Raw genomic sequence first — 16,105 nt, 5'->3', positions numbered from 1 at the left:
GGACCCGTCCGGGATTCAGGCGGTACGGCCTTCCGTACCGGTGATCGCGGCGAGGGCGTCCCGAAGGGCGGAGGGGCGCGGGAGGCCGTCCTGCCAGCGGGCGCCGACGTGGCCGTCGGGCCGGACGAGCAGCGCCCCCCGCGGGGAGAGGCCGCACGGGCCGGCGTGCTCGGCGCCGAGGGCCTCGACGCGCAGCGGCCACGGCGGTGCGTCCTGCGGCGCCCAGCGGGCGGGGTCCGGGGTGAGCAGGGTGAACCATTCGCCGAACGCGTCGAGCGTGGAGCGGCCGGGTGCGAGCCAGAGGTGCGGCATGCGGCGGCCGGGCTCCGCGGTGGGCGTGTAGTGGGCGGACGCCTCGGACGCCTCGGACGCCTCGGAAGATCCGGGTGGCGGCGGGGCGGTGCCGCCGCCGTCCCCGAGGACCGCCGCGGAGCGGTACGTGACGCCGAGTACCAGACCCAGCTGCGCGAAGTACCGCTCCGACCAGGGCAGTTCGATCCGGCCCGACGCCGCTCCGCCGGCCCGGAGCTGCTCGCGGCGCAGGCTCTGCGCCTGGAACATCAGGTCCGTGTTGGCCACCGCCTGGCGGAGCGTCCGGTCGGCGACGGGGCGTCGTTCCACCTCGTACGTGTCCAGCAGGCCGGACCCGGCCCAGCCGCGGAGCGCACCCGCCAGCTTCCAGCACAGGTTGTGCGCGTCGGCGACGCCCGTGTTCATGCCGAGGCCGCCGATGACCGGCATCGCGTGCGCGGCGTCCCCGGCCAGCAGGATCCGGCCGTGCCGGAAGCGTTCGGCGACGAACGCGTTCATCACCCAGTGCTGGACCCGCAGCACCTCGGGGCGGACGGCGGAGCCGGGTCCGAGGGCGCGCGCGACCAGGCCGGGCCAGTCGGCGCGCTCCGCGCCCTCGGGCGTGGGCGCCAGCCAGGCCCACCCCCCTTCGGGGTACAGCGGGAGGAACGATCCGTGCGCGGTGACGTACACCCCGGCGGGCTGGCCGGCGCACCAGCGGCCCAGGTCCGCGTCGAACACGACGGTGGTGACGGCCGCCATCGCCCCGGGGCCGGTGGTCCCCGTCCCCAGCCACCGCCGGACGGCGGAGTTCGCGCCGTCGGCGGCCAGCAGGTAGCGGGAGCGTACGCGGCTGCGCGTACCGCGTTCCCGGTCGAGGACGAGGGCCGTGACGCCGTCGGCCTCCTCGGCCAGGCCGACGACCTCGGCCCCGAACCGCGCCGGCGCGTCCGCCGCGGCGAGCAGCAGGGGCTCCAGCCGGTCCTGCGAGGTGACCACACCCGTCACGGGGGACTCGGGGATCGGCCCGTCGACCCCGACCATCACGGCGGAGGCGAAGTCACGGTCGTGGAGGGTGTCGCGGAACCTGACGCGGCCGAACTGCGGCGGGAACGCGCCGGCCGTGATCCCGGCGGCCAGGCCGAGCCGCCGGAAGACCTCCATCGAGCGGGTGTTGACGAGACGGGAGCGGGGGAAGGGGGACAGCTCGCGGTGCTTCTCGACGAGCAGCGTCCGCACCCCCCACCGCTCCAGCAGCGCCCGTGCGGTGAGCCCGACCGGCCCGCCCCCGACGATCAGCACCTCCACGTCGACGTCTGCCTCGGCCATGCGGACTCCTCCGGTCTGTGCGTGCGGCCCGTTCCGGCACGACCCGTCCGGTGACGGGGCCGGCCGGGCCCTCCGGTGCACCCGGGCCGGCCCGCACGCGCGCCGGCCCGGGTGCGCCCACCGCCCTTCCCTACCCGCCCCGGCCGGCCGTCACAGGGGCCGGGGCGGCCCGATCAGCGGGGTGCGCACCGGAGTCGCCAGCCCGACGAAGAGCACCAGCTGGTGGCCGCCCGGGTTGGTCTGGACCGGAACCAGGTCCCAGTTGTTGGCCAGCCACACGTTCCCCGCGGGGTCGATCTGCACGGCCGTGTTGCGGACCAGCCCGTCGAAGCCGTACCCGGCCGAAGCGGGCGAGATGGGCTGACCCGTACGGTGCCCCGGAGGGCAGGCCCGGGTGCGCACCCCGCACAGCCGGGTCACCCGCTGCCCGGAGAAGTCGGCCACCCACACCGTGTCCGAGCCGTCGACGGCGATCCCCCAGGGCAGCATCAGGCTCCCGGCGGTGAACGGCTGCGCGGGCGTCGACCCGTCCGGCCGCACCAGGGTCACCGAGGCGCCGTCCGCGGGCGGCCCGCCCGCCGGACCCACGGCGTCCGCCATCTGCTGGGCGGTGCCGTCCTCGCACGGCACCGGTACGCGGCCGCTGTTCGACACCCACTGGTTGCCCAGGCTGTCGGAGGCGATGCCCAGCGGCCGCCGCAGACCGCCGCCGGTCACCGTGCGCTCCAGGCTCCCGTCCGGGCCGAACACGGCCACGCTGTCACTGCCGTTGCCCGTCACCCAGGCCCGCCCCCGGCCGTCCAGCGACACCCCGAACGGCTTGACCAGCGCGCCGCCGACCGGGACGTTCCGGGCCCGCCCGGGCCGCCCGCCGGGGACGCGGGTGACGCTCCGGCTGCCGCAGTTCGCCACCCACAGGGTGCCGTCGCGTCCGGTGAGGGCGCCCTGCGGCTGTACGTAGTCCCCCTGGCGCCAGCCCTGCGGCGGGGACAGGGCCCGGCCGCGCGGGTCGAACTGCGAGACGCTGCGGAACAGCGGGTCCGGGTCCAGGGCGCAGTCCTGCCCCTGGAAGCCGAAGTTCGCCGCCCACACGTTGCCGTCGCCGCCGATGGCCACCCCGTACCCGGCCCCGTACAGGCCGCCGCCCCGGTAGGGGGCGCCCGGCGCGTCACGGCCGTCGGGGCGCAGGCGCAGCAGTTCGTGTCCCCCGCAGACCGGGTCGCGCGGGTCCGCGCCGTACACGTAGTTGTTGACGATCCAGGCGTCGCCGCCCCGGTCGAACGCGATGTTCCCCGGCCCGTCCACCTCGTGGCCGTTGCCCTCGTAGCGCAGCGCCAGCGTCCAGGCCGCGGGCGCCGCGTCCAGCGCCGGCCGGTACACCGGGCGGCTGCGGGCCAGCGCGAACACCCGGCCGGGGTGCGTGCCCGGCGCACGGGCGATGTCCGCCACCGCCTGCAGCGTGTCGCGGGGCCGCCCGCCGCCGGGCGGCTGCGCCGCCGAGAACAGCTCCGCACAGCCCCGGGCCGACGCCGTGCACGCGGCGACCGCGTCGGCCAGGGAGTTGAAGGTGCGCAGGGCCGACGTCTGCCCGCCGTTCGGCGGTGCCGCCAGGAACGGGGAGACACCGCCGGTCGCCACGTCCGCCAGGTTGTGCGCCACCGAGGCGGCGTTGCGCGGTCCCGGCCAGGGGCCCGCGAAACCGCTGTCCCGCGTGAACTGGGCCAGGGCGAAGCCGGCGGCCACCGTGGTCCGCTCGGTGACGGCCAACGGCCCTCCGGGCCCGCCCGGCGCACCCGTCAGCACCGCCGCGAACCGCACGGGAAGCCCGGAGCGCTCCCCGCCGGCAGCGGCGCGGGTCCCGTCCGCGGGAGGGGCGTCGGCCGTCAGGTACACCACGGCCCCCGGCTCCCGGGGCTCCGCGTACGCCACCCGGAACCGGCCCCGGCCGTCCGTGACCGCCCCGCCCAGCCGACGGGGCGCGTCGCCGAACCGGGTCCCCGCCGCGTACACGGTGACCTCCGCGCCCGGCACCGGCCCGCTCCCGCCGCGCACCACCCCGTCACGCCGCACCGGAGCGCCCCCGCCCGGCCCGGGATCGCCCGAGGCCTGCCAGGTCCCGGCCGCGACGGCGACCGAGAGCAGGGCGGCGAGCAGGGCCGCCCGGTGATGTCCACGGTGCGCACGCATCCGCATGCTTCTTCCTCCCGGCAGAGGGGCACGATCCGCGCCAGCCTCACAGCCCCCGCCCCCGCCCCGCCGGATCCCTCCCCGCCCCCGGCCCCCGAACCGCCCGTACGGACCAACCCGCCCCCGCCCGTCGGGAGCGGCATCATGGACGCATGCGTACGAAGGAACCGGGTCCGGATCCGGTGTCGAGGGCGGAGGCCCTGGCCGCCACCGGCGAGCGGCGCGTCCTCGGCATCGCCGGACCCCCGGGCGCCGGAAAGTCGACCCTGGCCGCCCGGATCGCCGACGCGCTCGGTCCCGGGCGGGCCGTCGTGGTCCCGATGGACGGCTTCCACCTCGCACAGGCCGTCCTGGACCGCACGGGCCGTGCCGACCGCAAGGGCGCCCCGGACACCTTCGACGCCGCCGGCTACGTGGCCCTGCTGCGGCGGCTGCGCGCACCCCGGGGCTCCACCGTGTACGCACCCGCCTTCGACCGCTCCCTGGAGGAGCCGATCGCGGGCAGCATCCCCGTCGCCCCGGACGTACCGCTGGTCATCACCGAGGGCAACTACCTGCTGCACGACGCGGGGGAGTGGGCCGAGGTACGGCCGCTCCTGGACGAGGCCTGGTACCTCGACCCGGCCGAACCCCTGCGCCTGGACCGGCTGATCGCCCGTCACGTCCGCCACGGCAAGGACCCGGCGCACGCCCGCGCCTGGGTGGACCGCTCGGACCAGCCCAACGCCCGCCTCGTCGCCCGGACCCGTCACCGCGCCGACCTCGTCCTCGACCCCGCCGGGTACTGAGGGGGCGCACGGGTGGCGGAGGAGGAACGCGTGGACCTGCGGGAGACCGTCGGGGAACTGGTCGCCTCCGGGCGGGAGTCCGGGGGCGAGGTGGACGGCGTACACCCGCCTCGTCCGCCCCGCCGACAGGACGGCCACCCGCCTCGCGGACACGGCCCGTGCGGCAGCCGCCACCCGGGGGAGCACCGGCGTCGACCCCAGCCCCCGACCACGGCTCCGCGAGGTCTACGCTTCGGCGGGCGCGTGGTGACGAACAAGGGGGAGAGACGTGCGGCGCATGGGCAAGGCAGTGGCGGCCGGGGGCATCGGCTCCGTTCTGGTGACCGGGTGTGCCGGGGGCTGGGAGGTCGGGGAGCGGAAGGAGGTCATCGTCACCGCGTGTTCCGAGGGCGGCGGCATCTTCGCCTCGGCCCCCAAGGTCACCGTGAAGATCACCAATGCCCGCGAGGAGCCCCGCACCGTGCGGGTCCACATCAGCTCGGTCCGGGCCTACCGGCCCCACCTCAGGGAGGTCAACGCCGACGGCAGCCTGGGCGGTCAGGAGTCCGTGACGGTGCGGCCCGGGGAGACCGTGGAGAAGGAGTATTCCCCCGAACCCACGTCCGCCGGCAACACCCTGGGCTGCACGGGCCTGAACCCCGGGCTGGACGACGACGGTCCCGCGCGGGCGCACGGCTCCTGAGCCGCCGCCCGCCGCCCCGCGTACGCCGCCGGCCGGATCCGGGTGCCGGTCCGGTCCGGAGTGGTCCAACGGGTTCAACTGCCGTTAACGCGCCGCTCGCCGGGCCTCCCTAACCTCCCCCTGTCCACCACCCGACCGAGGGGAATCCGGTGTCCTCCACCACCGCCACAGTCCGCGCCATCGCCCTGCCCGCCGCCGTCCTGGCGGCCCTGGCCCTGCCCGCCTCTCCGGCGTACGCGGCCGCCGTCTCCGTCACCGCCACCGTGGAGACCACCCCGGTCTCGCACAGCGGCGACGCCGCCGACGACCCCGCGATCTGGGTCCACCCCACCGATCCGGCCAAGTCCGTGGTCATCGGCACGGACAAGAAGGGGGCGCTGGAGGTCTACGACATGACGGGAGCCCGGATCCAGCGGATCACCGGCGACTACGGCAACAACGTCGACCTGCGCGGGAACATCGTCGTCTCGGCGGACGACGAGGCCGCCGGCGGCGACGGGGCCATGCACGTGTACCGGATCGACCCGGCCACCCGACAGCTCACGTGGCTGAAGGACGTGCCCACCGAGGTCACCGCACACGGCATATGCCTCTACACCTCGCCGTCCTCGGGCAAGCTGTACGCCTTCCCCAACTCCACCTCCGGCCGCGTCGAGCAGTGGGAGCTGGGCGTCAGCGGGAACGCGGTGACGGCGACCTCGGTCCGCCTGTGGGACGCGGGCTCCGCCGTCGAGGGCTGCTACGCCGACGACACCACCGGCAAGCTCTACCTCGGCGAGGAGGACGTCGGCGTATGGGTGTACGGCGCGGAGCCCACCGCCGGCACCGGCCGCACCCGGCTCGACTCCACCGGTTCGGGCGGCCACATCACCGCCGACACCGAGGGCATCACCGCAGCCGGCAACCGGATCTACGTGTCCTCCCAGGGCAGCAACGACTTCACCGTCTACGACCGCACCACCCGCGCCTACCTCGGCCGCTTCTCCGTCGCGGGCGGCAGCGCCGCCGACGACTGCGAGGACACCGACGGCATCGACGCCACCGCCGCCAACCTCGGCCCGGCCTTCCCGCAGGGCGTGTTCGTCTGCCAGGACGGTTCCAACGGCACCCCGGGCAGCAGCGGCAACCAGAACTTCAAGTTCGTACCGCTCCAGCGCGTCACCGCCCACTTCGGCTGACCGGAACGGGCGCCGACGTCCCCGTCGGCGCCCGCCCCCCACCACGGGGTCAGAAGAAGCGGTGGACGAACACGTCCGGCTTGCCGTTGGCGTCGCCGGGGACGATGCCGTCGGCCGCGGACTGGAAGACCACGTCGCGCCCGCCCGCACTGACCGAGTCGACCTCGGCCGTGGCGGGCTGGTCCGTCACCGTCTCGTCGGCGCCCGTCTGAAGGTCGCGCAGCACGAGCGACGGTCCGCCCGTGCCGTTCGGGGCGTACAGCAGGTAGCGGCCGGTGGGGTCGATGGCCACGCCCTTCACGTCCGGCACCAGCTGGGCGGTACCCGAGCCGACGTCGTGGACGTAGGTGTCGGAGCCCGAGAGGTAGACGACCTTGCGGCCGTCGTCGCTGAGCTGGACGAGGGACGCGCTCTTGGAGGGGCCTTCGAGCGGGCCCGACGTGGTGGCGGTCGTCCGGTCCCGGAGGTAGACGCCCTCCGTCTGGTACGCGAGGTCCTGGTAGGCGACGTAGCGGCCGTCCCCGCTGATGGAGGGCCGGGCCGGGGCCCCGCTGCCCAGGACCGCGACGGTTTCGGAGCCGCCGTTGCGGTCCGCGACCACGACGCTCCGGGCCAGCTGCGGGTAGCGCAGGACCCCGTAGGCGAGGTAGCGGCCGTCCGCGCTCAGCGACGGCTGGTTGCACCGGCTGCAGCTGACGGGGAGCAGACCCAGGTCCGGCGAGTGCTGTTGGATCCGCTCGGAGCTCATCCCCTGCGCCGGAGCGTTGGCTGCGACCTGCTTCCCGTCGCCGCTGATGGCCGGGGTCCAGCCCTCGACCACGGGGGGCGTCCGGGTCTGCCCCGTCTGCCGGTCGTGGACGTACACCGCGTTGCCGCCCTGCGACGGGCCGTTCTTCAGCGACTTGAAGACGATGCTGCGGCCGTCCGGGGTGATCGAGGCGGCACCGTAGCCCTCGTCGGTCGCGACGCTGATCCTCTCGACGCTCCCCCCGGCACCGCCCGCGGTGGCCGTCTGCGCCACCGCGGCCGCGGTGGCGCAGACCATGACCGTGGCGCTCAGGGCGGCCCCCACCCGTCCGGCGGTGCTGCGGTGCCTGAATCCCCTCATCTTCCCCCCAGGTAACACGACGGCCTCTTCTCCGGAGTTCGACTGGCCGAGCGAGCGCCGTGCATGCAACCCCAGGGGCCCCACGGCGTCAAGACACCACCCGGCGCATGCGCGGTATTCCGCCACGTGCCCCCGGTCCTGCCGTTGTGCGAGGAAGCCCGGCTGCGGGGACCGGCCCGCCGGCTCAGGGCCGGCGGCCGGCCCAGGCCACCAGACGGTCGATGGCCCGGGCTCCCGGCTCCACGGCCACCACCTCGCCGAACGGGATCCGCCCGCCGCGGGCCTCGGCCGGCAGCGCGCGCCGGACGACCCCGATCACCCGCTCGATGAGGGCCGGGTCCCACTCCGGATCCTGGCCGGTCGCCTGCGCCAGGTCCCAGGTGTGCACCGTGAGTTCGTGGGTGTACACGGCCGCGGCCGCCGCTCCCGGCAGGACGCCCATCGGCAGGCGCAGCTGCCGGCCGAGAACACCCGGATCCGCCCACACCCGCGCCACCTCGCGGGCACCCGGCTCCCAGGCCGCCGCCCAGCCGCCGTCGGCGACCTCGTCGGCGAAGGACGGGACGCTGAACGGGTCCTCACCGCGTCCGATCACCGAGATCCGGCGGACGACGGCGACGAGGTGGCTCGACAGCCGGCGCACGTCGAACTCCTCGCACGGGGTCGGGGCGTCGTACTGGTCGGGCCGGACGGCGGCCAGCGTACGGCCCGCCAGCACGACGGCGGCGGCGAGGTCGTCCCGCGGATCGAAGGAGGAGGTCAAGGTGATGGTCCCGGCGGAGTCGGACGGGGCCTGGGCGAGCTGCTCGTTCTCGTTCGTGTTCATGCACTCATCCTGGAAGCCAAAGTGGCCATCCTCTGACCGGTTTCCGGAAGAGAATGAAAGGCGAAGACGAGGACGCCCCCGCAGGAGGAACGAGACACGTGAGAGCCGACCGGCTGGTGGCGACCCTGCTCTTCCTCCAGGAGCGCGGCCGCGTCACCGTCCCCGAAGTGGCCGCCGAACTGGAGGTGTCCGAGCGCACCGCACGCCGGGACCTGGAGGCCCTGGCCGCGGCCGGCATCCCCGTCTACTCCCAGCGCGGCCGGGGCGGCGGCTGGTCCCTCGTCGGCGGGGCCCGTACGAACCTCACCGGGCTCACCGCCGACGAGATCCGGGCCCTGTTCCTCGTCACCGGCCCCCTGTCGGCCACCCCCGAGCTGCGCACCACCCTCCGCAAGCTGGTCCGGGCCCTGCCCCCGCCCCTGCGGGCGCAGGCCCGGGCGGCGACCCTTGCCGGGGTCGTCGACGCCACGGACTGGTCCCGCAACGCCGTCTCCGCCGACGCCGCCCACCGCACCGCCCTCCAGGACGCCGTCGTGGACGGGATCCGGGTCCGCCTCGGGTATGCGGGCGCCGGCAAACCGGCCGGCGAACGCACCGTCGACCCCCTCGGCCTCGTGGCCAAGGCGGGGGTGGACTACCTCGTCGCCGGTACCGACAAGGGCCTGCGCACCTTCCGGCTCAGCCGGGTCACCTCGGTCGAGCCGACCGGCGAACCGGCGGCGCGGCCGCCCGACTTCGACCTCGCCGCGGCGTGGCGGGAGCTGTCCGGGGCCTTCCAGGACGGCATGCACGCGGTGACCGCCCGCGCCCGCGTCCGCCCCGACGCGCTGCCCCTGCTGCAACGTTTCCTCGCCGGCCGCGTCCGCGTCGGGGGGACACTGCCCGACGGCTGGAACGAGGTGTGGGTCGACGGCCCGGCCGCGAAGGCCCTGGCGGGACACCTCGCCGGGCTGGGCGCGCGGGTCGAGGTGCTGGAACCGCCGGAGGTACGGCAGTGGCTGGCCCGGATCGGGGCCGAACTGACGGAGACGTACGCGCAGGACTGACGGGGACCCACGCCCCGCCCCGCGGTCAGTCCGCGCCCGCCGCCGCCCCCGCGGGCACGGCGGCGGCCCGTTCCAGGGCCTCCAGGACCGTGTCCCGGAACAGCGTCCTCTTGTAGCCGGTCTGCGGCAGGGGCCGGCACCGGGCGAGGACCGTCGCGGCAGCCTCCGCCAGGACCTCGGGGCGGGCGTCCCGGCCGGTCAGGGAGGCCTCCACCTCCGGCAGCCGCAGCGGTACGCGCGCCACCCCGCCCGCCGCGACGGCGGCGCGCGCGACGGTGGTGCCGTCGAGCAGCAGCCGTACCGACACCTCCACCAGCGGCCACTCGGCGTGGGCCCGGCTGATGGTCCGGTGGTAGCCGGCGCGCTCAGCGGGCCACGGGGCGGGCAGGCGCACCGCGGTGAGGATCTGCCCCGGGCCGAGCAGGTGATCGCTGCGGAAGAGCCGGTCGCCGTCCCCGTACAGCGCGGCCACGTCGCGCGGGGACCCGCCGTGGACCTCGACCTCGGCGTCGTGGGCGAGCAGGGCCACCGCCAGGGTCGACGGGTGCGGGGCGACGCACGGGCCGTCACCGCACACCACCCCGAAATGGTGGTCGCCCCCGAGCGCCGGGCACGAGGTCCCGCCCTTCTGGAAGCAGCCGACGTGCGGATTGCGGTAGTACCAGCAGCGGTTGCGTTGGAGGAGGTTGCCGCCCAGGGTCCCGGCGGCGCGGATCTGCGGGGTGGCCGCGGTCCCGGCCGCCGGCGCCAGCGCGGGCCAGCCTTCGCGTACGCGCGGGTCGGCGGCCAGCGCGGCGAGGGTGGTCAGCGCGCCGATCCGCAGCCCGCCCCCGGGCAGCGGCGTGATGCCGTGCAGCTCCCCGGCACCCGCGAGGTCGGTGAACGGTCCGGGGGAGATGCCGGTGCGCTGCCGGGCGGTGGTGTCGGTCCCGCCGGCCCGCAGCTCCCCGCCGCGGGCCAGGACGGCGGCCGACAGGCCGGCCAGGGCGGACTCGTCGCTCATGAGGCCGGTCTTTCCAGGATCCGGTCGGGCCGGATGGGCATGTCGTACGGGCGGCGGCCGGTCGCGTCGTGGACCGCGTTGGCCAGGCACGCCGCCGTCGGCAGCGTCGCGATCTCACCGAGGCCGACACCGCCGCCGGGCACGTGGCCGAAGCCCTCCTGATGGAAGTGGACGGTGATCTCGGGGGTGTCGCCGATGCCGGGGATGCGGTAGTCCTCCAGGTTCTCCGTCAGCACCCGGCCGGTGACCGGGTCGGTGCGCCGTTCCTCGTAGAGGGCGTAGCCGATGCCCTGCACCACGGCGCCCTCGCACTGGCTGCGGGCCAGCCGCTCCTCGTGGATGCGGCCCGCGGCGATGCCGCTCCACACCCGCAGCGGACGGATCCGGCCGAGGCGGGTGTCCACCTCGACCTCGGCGACCTGCACCGATCCGGTGAAGCCGCGCCCGATTGCCACGCCGCCCAGGGTGAGGCCGAAGGGGGTCACGAAGCCCCGCCGGTCGCGGGGGCGGCGGCCCGTCACCCGCAGGCCGTGCGCCGCGTCCAGGCGGGCGGTGACGTCACCACCGCCGAGCGCCCCGCGCAGCCGCCGGGCGGCGTCCTCGGCGGCCGGCACCAGGGAGGGCGTCGTACGGCTGCCGCCGGAGGTCGGGCCGTGGACGGCGGTGCTGTCGCCGACCTCCGCGCGCACCCGGGACTCCGCGACGCCGAGGCCCTGGGCGACGGCCCGGTGCAGCACGGTCCGCGATCCCGTGCCCATGTCCTGCACCGCGCAGCGGGCGACGACGACCCCGTCCTCGACGGTGAGTTCGACCTCGGTGACGGGGTCGAGGAAGTAGAGCCAGTTGGCCGCCGCGACGCCGACGCCCCGGCGGAACCGCCCGGTGCCGCCGCGCGGCCCCGGCGACCAGACGGGCAGGGCGGCGGCCCAGTCGTACAGGGCGTGCCGCTTGGAGTTGCCGTCCCAGCGGCGCCGCAGGGCGATCGGGTCCTCGCCGAGCCGGTGGGCCATCTCGTCCACCGCCTGCTCCAGGGCCCAGCACATCGTGGGCCCGCCCGGACCGCGGAACGGAGCCCCCGGCGGCCGGTGGGTCACCGCGTCGAAGTCACGCAGCCGGCGCGGGGCCTTGCCGTACACGAACCGGGCCAGGGCGGCGACGGTCCCGCCGACCGCGATTCCGCCGTCCGTGTCGACGTCCATGGCCAGCGCGCCCAGCCCGCCGCCGGCGTCCGCGGCCATCGCCAGCCGGATCCGGGTGCCGGGCCGGTAGCCACCGTCGACCAGCTCCTCGTCCCGGTCCAGCACCACCCGTACGGGTGCGCCGTGCAGCCGGGCCAGCTCGACGGCGGCGACGACGTCTGAGGTCAGGCCCATTTTGCAGCCGAAACCGCCGCCCACGTGGACGGACTTCGCCACCACCCGGTCGGGGGGCACGCCGAACCGCTCGGCGGCGAGCTCCGCCACCCGCTTCACCGACTGCGTGGACACCTCCAGATGGAGGGTTCCCTCCTCCCAACGGGCCAGGCAGGCGTGGGGTTCCAGCGGGGTGTGCGTCTGTGCGGCGGTCGTGAACACGCCCTCCACCAGCCGCTCGGGGCTCTGGGTACGGGCCTCCAGGATGCGGCGCACCGCGGTCGCGGGACGCCTGCTCATCGCCGACGGCCCCCGCAGGTTGCCGCGCCAGCGGGCGGGCACCAGCTGGGGGCTCTCACCCGATCCCGGCGCCCGTCCGCGCGCCGCCTTGTCCGCGTAGACGAGCGGCCCCTCGCCCGTCCGGGCCCGCCCGGCGTCCAGGGCCGCGGGCAGCACCTCGTAGTCCACCCGCACGCGAGCGGCGGCCGCCCGTGCGCCGGCCCGGTCCGGCCCCGCGACCGCGGCCACCGGCTGGCCGACGTAGCGGACGATGCCGTCGGGGGGCAGCAGCGGGACCACCGGCACGTCCCCGGCCTCCAGGGCGCGTACGTGCGCGTGCGCGTGGGGGGACCGGATGATCATCCCGTGCAGCAGTCCCTCGGGGCGCTGGTCCGTGGTGTAGCGGGCCGAACCGTCGACCTTCGCCGGGGCCTCGACGCGCGGTACGGCGGGCTCCTGCCCCGCGGCCGGCGCCGTGTCGTAGTCGCCCGCGCAGGCCGCGGCCACCGCGCCGACGACGGCCTCGTACGCGCCGCACCGGCACAGGTGCCCCGCCAGCGCCTCGGCGATCCGCTCCCGCTCCGGGCGCACGCGGCCGTGCGCGGCCCGCCACCGTTCGAAGAACGCCGCCGCCTCGACCACGAACCCCGGAGTGCAGTAGCCGCACTGGAGGGCGTCCCCGGCGGCGAAGGCACGGGCCACCGGGTGACCCGCCAGGCCCTCCACCGTGGTCACCCGCCGCCCGGCCAGCAGGACCGCGGGCGTCACGCAGGACACCCGGGGCTCACCGTCGACCTGGATCGTGCACGCCCCGCACACCCCGCCCCCGCACACCAGCTTGGTGCCGGTCATCCCGAGCCGGTCGCGCACCACGTCCACGGCGGCCGGGTCGTCCTCCACGTCCACCACCCGCCGGGCACCATTGACCTCGAACTCCACAGGGTGCACTCCTCAGGGGCGGGGCGACCGTCGGCTCTCACGCTCGCCTTCACCCTCCTTGATATCCCGGCCACGGCCCCGGCGCAGTTCGAGCCGGTGACCGGGATCCGTTGATCCCTTGCCCGGCCGGGCACGTGCTGGCAGCCTGGCCCGATGCGGGCCCCGCGCGGGGCCGGACCGGACCGGGGGAACATCATGGACACCAGCATCAGAGCCGCCCTTGCCGTCACGGCCCTGGCGGCGCTCGCCCTGCCGGGGCAGGCCGCGGCCACCACCATCGCCATCGCGGGCCCGACCCCCTACGCCAACTACGTGGGCGAGGTATCGGACACCGCCTCGGACGGCAATGTCGAGCACCTCGATCCGCAGCAGCAGTACGGCGCCGCGGTCGACGGCCGGTCCGGGCACTTCGCTCCGCAGGGACACCTGGACCCCGGCCAGATCTGACCGGCCGGAACCGCAGCCGCCGCCCACCGCCCCCGACCCGTCAGAACCAGTGCAGGCAGTGCGGGGAGCGCTCGGTCCGGAACAGGGCGTCGGCGAGGGCGGCCGCGCCCGGGTGGTGGGCCCTGATGTGCCCGGCGCGGACGAGGGTGCTCGGGGCGGTGCCGCCGAGGTAGACCGAGGCCAGGTCGCTCACGTCGAGGGACAGGTCGGGCTCCCGGTCCGTCGGGGCGCAGTCGGCCTTGCCGTCCCGGACGGTCAGCAGGTGGCGGGAGCGCTCGCCGAGGAACGGGTCCTCGACGTCGAGGACGATCTCGCCGTCCGCGCACCAGCCGCGCGCGGTCAGCGCCCCCGGGACGTCCAGCAGCCGCACCCAGAGCCAGTCGCCGGCCCCCGTCACCTCACCGGCCCGGAAGTCCTCGAACTGCCAGCGCAGCGGGTGGTCGACCGGGACGTGCTTGAACGAGACCCGGTCGACGAGGTCGTGTTCGAGCAGGAACCGGGCCAGGGCCGTGTGGACGGCGTCGTCGGCGGTGATGATCTCGTCGACCTTCATCGTCCTCGGGGCTCCGGGCTCGATCGTGTAGCTCGCGTACCCGTCCGCGACGCCGTCGGCGTCCCGGTGGACGGCGACGTACCGCGGTGCGGGAGCGATCGGGGGCTGTCCGGCGCGCAGGGACCACCAGCGGTGGGGGCGGGACAGCGCGCCGGGCTGTGAGCGGCGGTACCGGTCGTAGACCTCCTCCAGGACCTCCCGGCAGTCGCCGCTCCGCAGCACCTCGGTCGAACCGCTCGCCGTGCCCGTGCCCGGTGCGCCGTCACCCCCGCGCGCCCGCGGGACGGCGAGGGCCGCCCGGTGGCGCGGCACCGTCAGCCCTGCCGTGTACGTCGCCGGTCCGTAGCCGAACCTGCGGTAGATCACGGCCTCGGAGGCCAGCAGCACGGAGAGGAACTCCCCGCGGGCGCGCAGCTCGGCGAGCTGGTGCCGCATCAGCGCACCGAGGGCGCCCCGGCGCCGGTGGGAGGGCAGGACGCCGACGGCGGTCACTCCGGAGACGGGGGCGAGGGACCCACCGGGCAGGGTGAGCTCGAACGAGTGCGCGCCGGCGGTGCCGACGGGCTTCCCCTCCGCCGTCACGGCGAACAGGCACCGGTCCATTTCGAGCGCCGACCACCACTGGCCGCCGCCGTCGACCTGCGGTTCCGGGTGGAACCCGAACGCGGCGAGCATCGTGCCGACGAAGACGTCGAGGTCCTCGTCGGTCGTAGGACGGATCTCCATGTGCGCTGCGGCCTTCCCCTGATACCGACACCACCGCTCGCGGTGCCCCGCGCCAGTGCAACGCCGCCCGGCAGCCGGGTCAACCGAATTACGGTCGTCGCCGGTCCCGCGGTCTCCGTCGGCCCGATCCCGGGTGCGGCAGACGGGACGTAAACCGCCTGCGCGGTGCACAGGCGGTTGCTACGGTCGTCCGCATGTCTTCCGTCATCCACAACTGGTCGGCCCTGCGCACCCGGTCGACGCGCTGACCGCCGGTGTCGGCCCTCGCCGACACCAGGGGTCCACCGTCCACCGTTCACCTCAGGATGACGAGGATCTTCACCATGCGCGCAGACTCGCGCCCCACCTTCGTACTGGTTCACGGCGGGTCCAGCAACGCCCGGGCCTGGGGCCCGCTGCAGAACGAGCTGGCCCTGCTCGGCCACCGTTCGCACGCCGTCGACCTGCCCGGTCACGGCGATCTCGCCCATACCCCCGCCGCCTACTACCGTCAGCCCCAGGACGCCGCGGCACTCGCCGCCGCGCCCTCCGCCGTGCGCGGTGTCACGTTGCAGGACAACGTGCGCCACGTGGTGGACACCCTCCGGCGGCTCACGGCGTCGGGGCCGGTCGTCCTGGTCGGCAACAGCCTCGGCGGTCTCACGATCAGCGCCGTCGCCAACGCCGCACCGGAGCTGCTCGACCGGGTGGTCTACCTCTCCGCGCTCTGCCTCAGCGATCCGGCCATGCTCACCGGGGCGTGGGACGTGGCCGACGACAACCTGCTGGACGCCGCGGTGGCCCGGATCGCCGTGCCGGGCGTACGCGATCCGGGCGTGGTCCGGCTGAACTGGCGGGCCGCTCACGCCGATCCGGACGTGTACGCCGCGTTGAAGGCCGCCGTCATGGCCGACTCGACCGACCACCAGTTCCGGCTGCTGCTCGACTCCCTGGACCCGGACGAGACCTACTCGGCGATGGAGCCGGGTGCGTTGGTCCGGGCCGACGCGTGGGGGCGGGTGCCGCACACCTACGTCCGGCTCTCCGCCGACCGGTGCCTTCCCCTGGCGGTCCAGGACCACATGATCCGCAAGGCGGACGAGCTGACCCCGCACCATCCCTTCGACGTGCACACCCTCGAAGCCTCCCACGTCGGCTACTTCAGCCGGCCACGGATCTTCGCGGAGCTCCTGACGGACCTCGTCTGAGTCCCCCCGCACCCCGGTCGCCCGGGGTGCGGGGCCGAGGCGCGGAGCCACCCGCCACCGACACCACCGCCAGCCTTCCGCTCCAGGACCGCTGGAGCCCGTCGGAGCCCTGGGTGCGCGGCCCTGATGACTGTCCGTCACGTGGCGTCGGGGTGCACGGGTGCGGTCCGGTGCGCTCGCGTGA

13 protein-coding genes are annotated in these 16,105 nt (G+C 75.6%); 6 read left to right on the top strand and 7 right to left on the bottom strand.

The annotated features are described in order from the left end of the window. Positions 1-15: 15 nt before the first annotated feature. Both ACIPW5_RS00440 and ACIPW5_RS00435 read right to left on the bottom strand, forming a co-directional pair. Positions 16-1,620: an FAD-dependent monooxygenase gene (locus ACIPW5_RS00440; protein ID WP_401238243.1), complete on the bottom strand. Its 1,605-nt coding sequence runs from the start codon at positions 1,618-1,620 to the stop codon at positions 16-18. Between the two features lie 150 nt (positions 1,621-1,770). Continuing rightward, positions 1,771-3,807, bottom strand: a complete 2,037-nt coding sequence (locus ACIPW5_RS00435) for a hypothetical protein (RefSeq protein WP_401238241.1) — start codon at positions 3,805-3,807, stop codon at positions 1,771-1,773. Positions 3,808-3,959: 152 nt separating this feature from the next. Between ACIPW5_RS00435 and ACIPW5_RS00430 the strand changes: the two genes are divergently transcribed. From ACIPW5_RS00430 to ACIPW5_RS00420, 3 genes are all read left to right on the top strand, one after another. Next, positions 3,960-4,595, top strand: a complete 636-nt coding sequence (locus tag ACIPW5_RS00430; protein ID WP_401238238.1) for a nucleoside/nucleotide kinase family protein — start codon at positions 3,960-3,962, stop codon at positions 4,593-4,595. Positions 4,596-4,872: 277 nt separating this feature from the next. After that, a complete protein-coding gene (locus tag ACIPW5_RS00425; RefSeq protein ID WP_401238236.1) occupies positions 4,873-5,277 on the top strand; it encodes a hypothetical protein in 405 nt (134 codons plus the stop codon). Between the two features lie 149 nt (positions 5,278-5,426). Next, a complete protein-coding gene (locus tag ACIPW5_RS00420) occupies positions 5,427-6,455 on the top strand; it encodes a phytase (RefSeq protein WP_401238233.1) in 1,029 nt (342 codons plus the stop codon). 49 nt (positions 6,456-6,504) lie between these two features. Here the strand turns inward: ACIPW5_RS00420 and ACIPW5_RS00415 are convergent, their stop codons facing one another. Both ACIPW5_RS00415 and ACIPW5_RS00410 read right to left on the bottom strand, forming a co-directional pair. Beyond that, the gene (locus tag ACIPW5_RS00415) at positions 6,505-7,563 is read right to left on the bottom strand and encodes a TolB family protein (protein ID WP_401238230.1); all 1,059 of its coding nucleotides are present in this window, start codon (positions 7,561-7,563) and stop codon (positions 6,505-6,507) included. Between the two features lie 184 nt (positions 7,564-7,747). Beyond that, positions 7,748-8,389, bottom strand: coding sequence for a TIGR03086 family metal-binding protein (locus ACIPW5_RS00410; protein ID WP_401238227.1), 642 nt, complete (start codon positions 8,387-8,389; stop codon positions 7,748-7,750). Between the two features lie 98 nt (positions 8,390-8,487). On the opposite strand from ACIPW5_RS00410, the gene ACIPW5_RS00405 reads away from it, so the two are divergent. Beyond that, positions 8,488-9,435, top strand: coding sequence for a helix-turn-helix transcriptional regulator (locus ACIPW5_RS00405; RefSeq protein ID WP_401238224.1), 948 nt, complete (start codon positions 8,488-8,490; stop codon positions 9,433-9,435). Between the two features lie 25 nt (positions 9,436-9,460). Here the strand turns inward: ACIPW5_RS00405 and ACIPW5_RS00400 are convergent, their stop codons facing one another. After that, a complete protein-coding gene (locus tag ACIPW5_RS00400) occupies positions 9,461-10,438 on the bottom strand; it encodes an FAD binding domain-containing protein (protein WP_401238222.1) in 978 nt (325 codons plus the stop codon). Beyond that, a complete protein-coding gene (locus ACIPW5_RS00395) occupies positions 10,435-13,008 on the bottom strand; it encodes a molybdopterin-dependent oxidoreductase (RefSeq protein WP_401238220.1) in 2,574 nt (857 codons plus the stop codon). Before ACIPW5_RS00395 ends, ACIPW5_RS00400 begins: the two co-directional genes overlap by 4 nt. A gap of 195 nt (positions 13,009-13,203) precedes the next feature. Here ACIPW5_RS00395 and ACIPW5_RS00390 point away from each other — a divergent pair, with 195 nt between their 5' ends. Then, on the top strand, positions 13,204-13,455 hold the full coding sequence (locus tag ACIPW5_RS00390; RefSeq protein WP_401238217.1) for a hypothetical protein: 252 nt from the start codon (positions 13,204-13,206) through the stop codon (positions 13,453-13,455). A gap of 40 nt (positions 13,456-13,495) precedes the next feature. Here ACIPW5_RS00390 and ACIPW5_RS00385 read toward each other — a convergent pair whose 3' ends face one another. Continuing rightward, positions 13,496-14,734 carry a GNAT family N-acetyltransferase gene (locus tag ACIPW5_RS00385; RefSeq protein ID WP_401238215.1) on the bottom strand — a complete coding sequence of 413 codons (1,239 nt, stop codon included), beginning with the start codon at positions 14,732-14,734 and terminating at the stop codon, positions 13,496-13,498. Between the two features lie 323 nt (positions 14,735-15,057). On the opposite strand from ACIPW5_RS00385, the gene ACIPW5_RS00380 reads away from it, so the two are divergent. Then, positions 15,058-15,921, top strand: a complete 864-nt coding sequence (locus ACIPW5_RS00380) for an alpha/beta fold hydrolase (RefSeq protein WP_401238212.1) — start codon at positions 15,058-15,060, stop codon at positions 15,919-15,921. The last annotated feature ends 184 nt before the right edge of the window (positions 15,922-16,105 follow it).

It is taken from the genome of Streptomyces sp. NPDC090077, from assembly GCF_044747545.1.
In the GTDB taxonomy this organism is placed as follows: Bacteria; Actinomycetota; Actinomycetes; order Streptomycetales; family Streptomycetaceae; genus Streptomyces.
Note: the sequence above shows the minus strand (reverse complement) of the source record. Positions and strands in the feature narration are given on the sequence as shown.

Excerpts from the sequence above, each read along its gene's own strand:
- ACIPW5_RS00400 (WP_401238222.1), bottom strand. The coding sequence starts at position 10,438 with ATGAGCGACGAGTCCGCCCTGGCCGGCCTGTCGGCCGCCGTCCTGGCC.
- ACIPW5_RS00425 (WP_401238236.1), top strand. The coding sequence starts at position 4,873 with ATGGGCAAGGCAGTGGCGGCCGGGGGCATCGGCTCCGTTCTGGTGACC.
- ACIPW5_RS00440 (WP_401238243.1), bottom strand. The coding sequence starts at position 1,620 with ATGGCCGAGGCAGACGTCGACGTGGAGGTGCTGATCGTCGGGGGCGGG.
- ACIPW5_RS00435 (WP_401238241.1), bottom strand. The coding sequence starts at position 3,807 with ATGCGTGCGCACCGTGGACATCACCGGGCGGCCCTGCTCGCCGCCCTG.
- ACIPW5_RS00410 (WP_401238227.1), bottom strand. The coding sequence starts at position 8,389 with ATGAACACGAACGAGAACGAGCAGCTCGCCCAGGCCCCGTCCGACTCC.
- ACIPW5_RS00390 (WP_401238217.1), top strand. The coding sequence starts at position 13,204 with ATGGACACCAGCATCAGAGCCGCCCTTGCCGTCACGGCCCTGGCGGCG.
- ACIPW5_RS00380 (WP_401238212.1), top strand. The coding sequence starts at position 15,058 with ATGCGCGCAGACTCGCGCCCCACCTTCGTACTGGTTCACGGCGGGTCC.
- ACIPW5_RS00430 (WP_401238238.1), top strand. The coding sequence starts at position 3,960 with ATGCGTACGAAGGAACCGGGTCCGGATCCGGTGTCGAGGGCGGAGGCC.
- ACIPW5_RS00385 (WP_401238215.1), bottom strand. The coding sequence starts at position 14,734 with ATGGAGATCCGTCCTACGACCGACGAGGACCTCGACGTCTTCGTCGGC.
- ACIPW5_RS00415 (WP_401238230.1), bottom strand. The coding sequence starts at position 7,563 with ATGAGGGGATTCAGGCACCGCAGCACCGCCGGACGGGTGGGGGCCGCC.